8 protein-coding genes and 1 pseudogene are annotated in these 9,266 nt (G+C 43.6%); 6 read left to right on the forward strand and 3 right to left on the reverse strand.

Annotated features, from left to right (window positions below):
- Positions 1–30 precede the first annotated feature (30 nt).
- From AB4589_RS07785 to AB4589_RS07800, 4 genes are all read left to right on the forward strand, one after another.
- Complete coding sequence (locus AB4589_RS07785) at positions 31–777, forward strand: phosphatase (RefSeq protein WP_372087613.1); 747 nt, start codon at positions 31–33, stop codon at positions 775–777.
- Positions 778–943: 166 nt separating this feature from the next.
- Complete coding sequence (locus AB4589_RS07790) at positions 944–1,339, forward strand: cytochrome b562 (protein WP_372100025.1); 396 nt, start codon at positions 944–946, stop codon at positions 1,337–1,339.
- 326 nt (positions 1,340–1,665) lie between these two features.
- Positions 1,666–2,016 (forward strand): hypothetical protein, encoded by a 351-nt coding sequence (locus tag AB4589_RS07795; protein WP_009845601.1) that lies wholly within the window; start codon positions 1,666–1,668, stop codon positions 2,014–2,016.
- Positions 2,017–2,127: 111 nt separating this feature from the next.
- A complete protein-coding gene (locus AB4589_RS07800) occupies positions 2,128–3,663 on the forward strand; it encodes a PepSY-associated TM helix domain-containing protein (RefSeq protein WP_372100027.1) in 1,536 nt (511 codons plus the stop codon).
- Positions 3,664–3,793: 130 nt separating this feature from the next.
- Here AB4589_RS07800 and AB4589_RS07805 read toward each other — a convergent pair whose 3' ends face one another.
- Together AB4589_RS07805 and AB4589_RS07810 are read right to left on the reverse strand one after the other, a co-directional pair.
- On the reverse strand, positions 3,794–4,177 hold the full coding sequence (locus tag AB4589_RS07805) for a VOC family protein (protein WP_231904363.1): 384 nt from the start codon (positions 4,175–4,177) through the stop codon (positions 3,794–3,796).
- On the reverse strand, positions 4,177–5,109 hold the full coding sequence (locus AB4589_RS07810; RefSeq protein ID WP_041473204.1) for a LysR family transcriptional regulator: 933 nt from the start codon (positions 5,107–5,109) through the stop codon (positions 4,177–4,179). Before AB4589_RS07810 ends, AB4589_RS07805 begins: the two co-directional genes overlap by 1 nt.
- A 503-nt stretch (positions 5,110–5,612) precedes the next feature.
- Here AB4589_RS07810 and AB4589_RS07815 point away from each other — a divergent pair.
- Both AB4589_RS07815 and tdh read left to right on the forward strand, forming a co-directional pair.
- The gene (locus tag AB4589_RS07815) at positions 5,613–6,806 is read left to right on the forward strand and encodes a glycine C-acetyltransferase (RefSeq protein WP_137001333.1); all 1,194 of its coding nucleotides are present in this window, start codon (positions 5,613–5,615) and stop codon (positions 6,804–6,806) included.
- Between the two features lie 110 nt (positions 6,807–6,916).
- The gene (gene tdh, locus AB4589_RS07820; RefSeq protein ID WP_004730216.1) at positions 6,917–7,948 is read left to right on the forward strand and encodes an L-threonine 3-dehydrogenase; all 1,032 of its coding nucleotides are present in this window, start codon (positions 6,917–6,919) and stop codon (positions 7,946–7,948) included.
- A gap of 111 nt (positions 7,949–8,059) precedes the next feature.
- On the opposite strand, the pseudogene AB4589_RS07825 reads toward tdh, so the two are convergent.
- Positions 8,060–9,120, reverse strand: a pseudogene (locus AB4589_RS07825) (tyrosine-type recombinase/integrase).
- Positions 9,121–9,266 lie beyond the last annotated feature (146 nt).

Consider the following 9,266-nt stretch of genomic DNA (forward strand, 5'->3'; position numbering starts at 1 on the left):
TTTTTGACCGAGCGAAGAGGGCATTGATTCATGGAACTAAAAGTAGACACCCACACCCACACATACGCAAGTGGTCATGCTTACAGCACGTTGATCGAGAATGCAAAATCGGCAAAACAAAACGGTTTAGCTATGTTTTGTACGACCGACCATTCCGAGTCTATGCCGGGCGCGCCACACTATTGGTTTTTCAGTAACCAGCGTGTGCTCCCTCGTTTTATTGAAGATGTCGCTATTATTCGAGGTGTCGAGTCAAACATCATGAACACACTGGGTGAAATAGACATTCATCCGAGTGTTGATAAGAATCTAGATTGGGTGATCGCGAGTTTTCATGAGCCAGTATTTCGCCCATCGGATGTTGCTACCCATACAGAAGCATTGTTGAATGTGATTAAAGGCGGCCGAATTGATGCACTTGGTCATTTAGGAAATCCTAATTTTGATTTCGATTTTGAAGCTGTGATTCAATGTGCGGCGGAACATAACGTAGCAATCGAAATTAATAACACCACGCTTAAAGGCAATAGCCGCGTTGGCAGTGTTGATCGTTGTTACGAAATCGCAAGAATTGCTAAAGCGAATGGTGCGTTTATTACGACAGGTAGCGATGCGCATTTCTGCGTAGATGTGGGCGGGTTAGATCTCGTGTCTTCACTACTTGATGAGGTGGGTGTGGATTCGAGCAAGGTTATTACCCATTCGCCGCAGCAATTCTTAGCATTTTTGGCATTGCGTGGTCGTCAATCGATTACCGAGTTTTCGGTATTTGAGTGATGGTTTGCCCGGTACTTGTCAGTAATTAGCTAGCTAGTTTGCATTTCGACACAATCAATTTTTGTACCCGACGAATTTTTGTATACACTAGCCGAAAATAATAAAGTCGAAGTGCCACAATAATGATGGCGCTATCTTCAAAGACATCGCTTCACCTGGAGAAACAATGAAAACTCGCTCAATCCTTTTATCTGGTTTAATCGCTGCTTCAGTATTGTCTGGCAACGCATTTGCTAATGTAGACCTTAAGAAAAACATGCAAGAAATGAAGCTTGCGTTCAAACAAGCGGCAGAAGCTCAAAGCATTGAAGAGATGCAAAAGCCTATCGTTCGTTTAGATACGCTAGTGGCAGAGCTGAAAACGGGTGTTTACCCAATAGAGAAAGAAGATAACTTCATGGAAGGCTTCAAAAAGATCAGTGCATCATTGGAGAGCATTGAGCAGAAGCTAGACCAAGGTGACTTAGAGTCGGCACAGCAGGAACTTCGTACTATTGACGGCCTTCGTGAAGAGTACCATGAGAAGCGTAATCCAAGCATTTGGAGCAAGATCTTCGGTTAATTTGCTAATCAATTGAGTTTGCTAGATACGTAACAAAGAGCAAAACCTCAAGATTCGATTTCTAAAACGCTGTCTTACATTACCCTCTTCAAGGGAAGGTGTAAGGCGGCGTTTTTTATTGTCGTTTCTCTAAACAGTTTACTGCTATTTTTCTAGACATTTTACTGCTAATAGACGCGTAACATTCTTTTGGCTCTTTGGTTGTAACTAGTTTTTAACTAAAAAGAGTGTGCGTTAGCTTCAATTTTTTAACTTGCTGTTAATCTTTACGTTTACCTATATTCCAAGTCCCTCATAATAAGGGAAATTTATAAAGATTTGGAATAATGCGCCGAACCTCGTTCAACTTCTCCATGTTACTTGCTACAGCATTAAGCTGGGTGCTGGTGACATTAATGCCTGTTATCAATGCTCATGGTAATAGTGCGGGAGTATGGGCGTCGTTATGTACGGTCAATGGCTTTGAACTGGTTCAAATTGAAGAAGGTGAACCTAATACTCATAAAGGAAAGCCGTGTCCCTTTAGCCATTTTTCCACGTTTCACCAAGATGAACTTCCAACTACACTACTGACAACTCGACTGAGTTCTATTGTCTCAGACAGCTACGCTTTTTTGGCTCTAAGCGAACGCTATATGAGGCAAGCCCCGCGCGGCCCTCCCTTTGTTACTGCTTAAACCTAACCCACTAAAATAATTAAAAAATAAAGTATTAAGTAAAGTTAAACATGCTCAAATTACTTTCTGATCTTTCAGAAGGTATGTTTGCGTGTGTCAAAGGAAATAATAATGTTGAGAAATGAATCTCAAACCCCTGCGAAAGCACAAGCAACTTCGCAGTCTAAAAGCAGTGCAACAACTGGTTCGAAAACCAATATAAAAAGCAAAGACCGCAATAAAACTCTCTACTTCCTCACTTGGCGCTGGCACTTCTATGCTGGGCTATTCGTTATCCCGTTTATGCTAATGCTGAGCATTACAGGCTTGGTGATGCTGTTTGATGATGAAATCGAACTTGTTTTCCATCAAGACGCGATTGAAATTGTTGCATCGGGCGAACCGATCAAGGTGTCACAACAATTAGCTGCGGTACAAAATCAATACCCACAAGGTACGGTGACACAATTTGTACCGAGTAAAGTCCCTGATCTTGCGAACCGATTTTCTGTATCACTTGAAGATGGCACGTCCGTTTTCGCCACGGTGAATCAATATACTGGCGAAGTGGTAGGAGAAATCCCCCGCAGCGACAGTCTGTATCAACTGGCGAATGACATTCACGGCACTTTGTTGATTGGTGATTGGGGGGATTACCTAATTGAAGTCGCAATAAGCTTGTCTATTCTGTTACTCATCAGTGGCATTTACTTATGGCTTCCTCGAGATAACGCGAGCCGCGCTGGTTTTCTTAAGCTTCGATTTGGTTCAGGAACGCGTATTTTAATGCGTGATCTGCATGCGAATATCGGTGGAACACTGTCATTCATTCTTCTGTTATTTATTCTATCGGGATTATCATGGACAGGTTTTTGGGGCGGTAAGCTAGTGCAAGCATGGAGTACGTTTCCTGCTCAAATGTGGGACGACATTCCTCTGTCTAACGAAACGCATGCTTCTTTAAATCACGGGTCTGAAGAAGAAATGCCTTGGAACCTAGAGCAAACTCCACTGCCTTTGTCTCAAGATAAGCCAGCCGAACACGTCCACCAAGTAGAAGAAGCGTCTGAAGCTCATGATCATTCTAAGATGGGTGAGGATCATTCTCAGCATGTATTATCTACGAGTGATTTCTCGATTGATGATGTGATAGCAAAAGCTCAATCTCTTGGTTTTACGCAATATAAAGTCAATTTCCCGCGTTCAGAAACGGGTGTTTACACCGTGGCCGCCAATACTATGGGAGGCGATATCATCGACCCAACCCAAGATCGCACAACTCACCTCGACCAATATTCAGGGCGCATTCTAGGAGAGGTGACGTGGCAAGATTACAATTTATTCGCCAAAACTTTAGCTGTTGGTATTTCTCTACACCAAGGTGACATCAGCATCATCAACAAGCTTATAAACACGCTGTTCTGTTTGGTATTCATTGTGGTGTCGGTGACTGGTGGAATCATGTGGTGGATGCGCAGACCTTCAGGCCAAAGAAAGTTGGGAACGCCACCGAAGTTTGGCGATGCTGGTTTTTGGAAAGCAGGCTTAGTGACTGTGGTTATTATTTCGATACTGTTTCCACTCGCGGGTGCAACTATCGTGACAGCAATGCTATTGGATTGGTTACTGTTTTCACGCGTTGAGAGATTCAAAACCGCGTTGAGTTAATTGACATGCAAACGGGCTTTCTCTACTTGAGAAGGTCCGTTTTATTAATCAGATGATCGCGTCTTTTGTGAGAAAGACTTTAGACTTGATACCGCTCTAGATTTGATAAAGCTTTAGATCTGATACAGCTTTAGATCTGATACAGCTCTAGCGGCAGGCCGTCTGGGTCTGCGAAAAACGTAAATGATTTCCCCGTAAACTCATCAACTCGAATCGGTTCGACTTCAATGCCTTGTTCTCCCAAGTAGCTTTTGACATGTTGAACGTCATCAACACAAAAGGCCAAATGTCTCAGCCCTTGAGCTTCCGGAAAGCTTGGTCTTTCAGGTGCGTCAGGGAAGCTGAATAATTCTATTTGAGCGCCATTAGGCAGTGCCAAGTCGAGCTTATACGACTGACGTGCTTCACGATAATTCTCCGCAATCACTTCAAGCTTTAAAACTTCCGTATAAAAACGTTTAGAGACTTCGTAGTCTGAGCAAATAATGGCGGCGTGGTGTATTCCTTTCAGCATCAGTTTATTTCTCCTGCCAGTTTGTCACCCAAGTGTTCCATCGCGTAATCAATGAATACACGTAATCGAGCGGGCATGTACTTGGTTTGAGCAAACTGCATCGCGATAGCGCCATGGTAATTACTCTTGATGGTCCAATCTTCCAGTACTTGCACTACAGAACCTTCAGCCAATGCATCTTGGATCACGAAGTCATGGAAAATACCCACGCCAAGCCCTTCTTTAACGCCTTTCAATCGCATCTGAGAGTGGTTCACAGCGTAACGTCCGCTGACGGGTACTGTGTAAAACTCATCATCTTTAAGGAAGTCCCAAATGTGGTCTTTATCTGTTTCTGCAAGGTATAAGCAGTCGTGCTCAGACAGCTCGGTAGGGTGGTGAGGGGTTCCTTTAGCATCTAAATAGTCGGGGCTCGCACATAACACGAGGTTTGTTTTTCCGAGCTCTTTCAATACCAAACTCTCGTCAGGTTTGTCGGTAAGGCGAAAGGCAATGTCGATGCCTTGGCGCAATATGTCGATGTCGCCATCAGCCGCCCTTAGCTTGAGTTGAATCTCTGGATACTGATTTAAGAATGGAACAACGAAAGGCTGCAATACCGAGTTCAAGAAGGCTTCTGGTGCCGCTACTGTAATAGAGCCTGCAGGTTCAGTATGGTCAGAGGTAGACAGCTCAACCGCTTGTTGCGCCGCATTAATCATGACCACGCTTTGGTCGTATACCAACTGGCCTGCTTGCGTGATGATCAATGTACGAGTGGTACGTTCAAACAGCTTTACTGAGAGTGCTTTTTCTAGACGTGTGATCAATTTACTCAACGCTGAGGGTGTCACCCCTAACTGCTTTGCTGCAGCGGTAAAGCTACCTTCATTCACAACTAAGATAAACGAGGCGAGATCGGGAAGTAGGGCGATGAGTTTTGGGTTAATCATAAGTGTCCAGTAGGGCTAGTTACAACGGTGAGCTTATTGACAATTGTGAGTGATCTCTTCTGATTTGTGAATCAATTTCATTAATCACTTGACGTGATTGCTCTGATTGCTTGGCGTGTTTTGCTTTTCATCTCATCGGTTTTCATCTGTATAGCGGAGTTGCTGATGCACATTCTAAGAGAAGCGGATAATCATCACCATATTGTTCTGAGATGAAAAATAGAGATCTGATATGAAAGTGAAATTAGACACAAACGGAAGGGGATTTGACGTTAAAAAGAGCAGGTAAGACGCGTTTATGTGCCCTGTGTCACTGGGATGAACCATTATTCGTGCCTGCGATTCATTAATGTTTTTCCAACTAGAGGGATAATCGAGAAGGGAGTGTTCAACTAGAATATAGAGATTAGTTTTACAGTGTAAATGATCGTTTTAGGATCGTTTATATCCCTAAATAAAGCGGCGCGTGATGCTGCTGAATAATAACTAGGAAGGAATGAACAATGTCTTCTGCATTTTACCAACAGATTCAAACGCAAATCGAAGAAGTTAAAGAAGAAGGTCTTTATAAGTCTGAGCGCATTATTACTTCTGCACAAAAAGCAGCGGTTTCTATCTCGACTGGTGAAGAAGTACTAAACTTCTGTGCAAACAACTACTTAGGTCTTGCTAATCACCCAGCTCTTATCGAAGCAGCTAAAGATGGTATGGATCAGCACGGCTTTGGTATGGCTTCAGTACGTTTCATCTGTGGTACTCAAGACTCTCACAAAGAACTAGAGCAAAAGCTATCTACGTTCCTTGGTAAAGAAGACACTATCCTTTACACATCTTGCTTTGATGCAAACGCTGGCCTATTCGAAACGATTCTAGGCAAAGAAGACGCAATCATCTCTGACGCACTAAACCATGCATCTATTATCGATGGCGTTCGTCTGTGTAAAGCAATGCGCTTCCGTTACGCGAACAACAACATGGAAGAGTTAGAGCAACAACTTATCGCAGCTAAAGAAGCGGGCGCTCGTCACACGCTTATCGTAACTGACGGTGTGTTCTCTATGGACGGCGTAGTTGCTAACCTTCCTGCTATCTGTGACCTTGCTGACAAGTACGACGCACTAGTAATGGTTGATGATTCTCACGCTGTTGGCTTCATGGGCGAAAACGGCGCGGGTACTCACGAGTTCCACAACGTTGTTGACCGTATCGACATCATCACAGGTACGCTTGGTAAAGCAATGGGTGGCGCTTCAGGCGGTTACACTTCTGGTAAGAAGGAAGTGATCGACTGGCTACGTCAGCGCTCTCGTCCATACCTATTCTCTAACTCTGTTGCTCCTGCAATCGTATCGGCATCTATCCGCGTTCTAGATCTTCTAGCCGAATCTGGCGACCTACGAACTCAACTATGGGAAAACTCTGCTCACTTCCGTACTCGCATGGAAGAGGCTGGTTTCACTATGGGCGGCGCTGACCACGCAATCATCCCAATCATGCTTGGTGATGCAAAAGTAGCGGCTGAATTCGCAGAGCGCGCTCTAGAGAAAGGCATCTACGTTGTAGGTTTCTCATTCCCTGTAGTACCAAAAGGCCAAGCTCGTATTCGTACGCAAATGTCTGCTGCACACTCTCGTGAGCAACTAGATCGCGCAATCGATGCGTTTATCCAAGTTGGTAAAGACATGGGTATCATCTAATTTTAAAGGGGTGCCTTTAGCATCCTTTGATTAGATAAAACAACACCCAATAGAACATATAGATTTTTGATTCTCGCCTTACAGTTAGGCGAGATGAACTGGATAACATTATGAAAATTAAAGCACTTTCTAAGCTTAAGCCTGAAGAAGGCATCTGGATGACCGAGGTTGAAAAACCTGAAATGGGTCATAATGATCTTCTTATTCGTATTAAGAAAACTGCAATTTGTGGTACAGACGTACATATCTACAACTGGGATGAGTGGTCACAAAACACAATTCCAGTACCTATGGTGGTAGGTCACGAATACGTGGGTGAAGTTGTTGGCATCGGCCAAGAAGTTCGTGGTTTTGAAATCGGCGACCGTGTATCTGGTGAAGGCCACATCACATGTGGTCACTGTCGTAACTGTCGTGGCGGCCGTACTCACCTTTGTCGTAACACAACAGGTGTTGGCGTAAACCGCACTGGTGCGTTCTCTGAGTTCCTTGTGATCCCTGCGTTCAACGCATTTAAGATCCCTGCAGAAATCTCTGACGATCTAGCATCAATCTTTGACCCGTTTGGTAACGCAGTACACACAGCGCTTTCTTTCGACCTAGTAGGCGAAGACGTGCTAATCACTGGTGCTGGTCCAATCGGTATCATGGCTGCTGCTGTTGCGAAGCACGTTGGTGCTCGTCACGTTGTAATCACTGACGTAAACGAATACCGCCTAGACCTTGCTCGTCAAATGGGTGTAACTCGCGCAGTAAACGTAATGGAAGAGAAGCTTGAAGACGTAATGGCTGATCTCGGCATGACTGAGGGCTTCGATGTAGGCCTAGAAATGTCTGGTAACCCATCTGCGTTCAATAGCATGCTGACTAACATGAACCACGGCGGTAAGATCTCTCTACTAGGTATTCCACCATCAGACATGGCAGTAGACTGGAACCAAGTAATCTTTAAAGGCTTGGTTATCAAAGGTATCTACGGTCGTGAGATGTTCGAAACTTGGTACAAGATGGCTTCTTTGATTCAATCAGGCCTAGATCTAACACCAATCATTACTCACCACTACAAAGTGGACGACTTCCAGAAAGGCTTCGACATGATGCGCTCTGGTATGTCTGGTAAAGTAATTCTTGATTGGGAATAGAAAAAATTAGGCTCTAAATAGCAAAAGGCGACAGTGAAAACTGTCGCCTTTTTTACGAATAAAACCGCTAAATAACGGTCGATTACAGTGTCTGCCGCCACTTTGTCGCCATTAATTCTCTAATGGATTGAGGTGTACAGCTTGTATCAAATGTTCTGGAGCAAAATGACAATACGCCATTGTCTGCTCAATTTTAGTGTGTCCAAGAATTCGCTGTAACACCAAAATATCCCCTTTGTTCATCATAAAATGCGAAGCAAATGTATGTCGTAGAACAGGCGTCGCTTGCCCACTCGGTACGTGCTCTGGTAAAGCTCTTTTAATGTAGCGCCAGGCGTCCTTGTAACTCGTGTTAAAAATTTTATGGTTGCTCACCGCGATATCTAAGATCTCTTGATATAAAGCCGGTGAGATGGGCATACTTCGATTCCTCTTACCTTTTGTCTCGGTGTAAGTCAGTTTAAATTCAGCTACCTGTGAACGGGTAAGAGTTAGAGCTTCACTTATACGGGCACCGGTGGCTAAGCAAATCTTAGAAATTACAATGAGCTGTGGAATCGAGACTGTAATGACTCGGTTGAAATTTTTCAGGTTAACTAAGAACTCTTCAATTTGTGGCTTGGTTAGATATGCTAGTTTCGTTTCTTCTCACTTGTTTTGATTGTTTTGATTGTTTTGATTGTTTCGATAGCTTCAAGTGGATTGGGGTATTTCCATTGATTGTACTTAATTAGTTTCTTGAACATTCCCTTTAGATAAATCAATTCCGTGTTATGTGTTGTTGGTGAAATCTTAATAGATTTATTTTTGCCACGGTAGGGTATTCGCGCTGCACGATAGTCTAAATAGTCTCGTTCTTTAAGGTGGGAGGCAATTGGATTCCCTAATTCTTCAATTGTCTTAGCTATTAGCTCCCGAGCTTGTTTACCCGATTTCAACGTATGACCGTGTATGGTCCACCAAGCGTCTAACAGTTCGCTCATTCTACGGTGATCGGGTTTACTTCCCATCCATGGCTTATCGTCAATCTCCTTCATCGTGTGAAGCTCAAAAGCCTTTGCTTCTCCCCTAGTCGTAAACTTTTTACGAACACGTTTCCCCGTTCGCCCATTCGGGTAACATTCGCAGAGCCAAGGTTTGGTAGAACCATCTTTTAAATTACGGATAGACATAATAAAGCCTAAAATTACTGTATATAAAAACAGTTTAATTGAGGCTGAAACGTAGAACAATGTTTTATATCGGACAAAAAGCACAGGTTAGGCTCCTATCTCAAAGTGCTAAGAAAGCTAATAGGTTATTGTGATCCGCACCAGCA

The sequence above is a fragment of the Vibrio sp. 10N.222.49.A3 genome, from assembly GCF_041475145.1.
GTDB classification, from domain to species: Bacteria; Pseudomonadota; Gammaproteobacteria; order Enterobacterales; family Vibrionaceae; genus Vibrio; species Vibrio tasmaniensis_A.

Coding starts and splice junctions, on each gene's coding strand:
- AB4589_RS07785 (WP_372087613.1), top strand. CDS start 31: ATGGAACTAAAAGTAGACACCCACACCCACACATACGCAAGTGGTCAT.
- AB4589_RS07790 (WP_372100025.1), top strand. CDS start 944: ATGAAAACTCGCTCAATCCTTTTATCTGGTTTAATCGCTGCTTCAGTA.
- AB4589_RS07795 (WP_009845601.1), top strand. CDS start 1,666: ATGCGCCGAACCTCGTTCAACTTCTCCATGTTACTTGCTACAGCATTA.
- AB4589_RS07800 (WP_372100027.1), top strand. CDS start 2,128: ATGTTGAGAAATGAATCTCAAACCCCTGCGAAAGCACAAGCAACTTCG.
- AB4589_RS07805 (WP_231904363.1), bottom strand. CDS start 4,177: ATGCTGAAAGGAATACACCACGCCGCCATTATTTGCTCAGACTACGAA.
- AB4589_RS07810 (WP_041473204.1), bottom strand. CDS start 5,109: ATGATTAACCCAAAACTCATCGCCCTACTTCCCGATCTCGCCTCGTTT.
- AB4589_RS07815 (WP_137001333.1), top strand. CDS start 5,613: ATGTCTTCTGCATTTTACCAACAGATTCAAACGCAAATCGAAGAAGTT.
- tdh (WP_004730216.1), top strand. CDS start 6,917: ATGAAAATTAAAGCACTTTCTAAGCTTAAGCCTGAAGAAGGCATCTGG.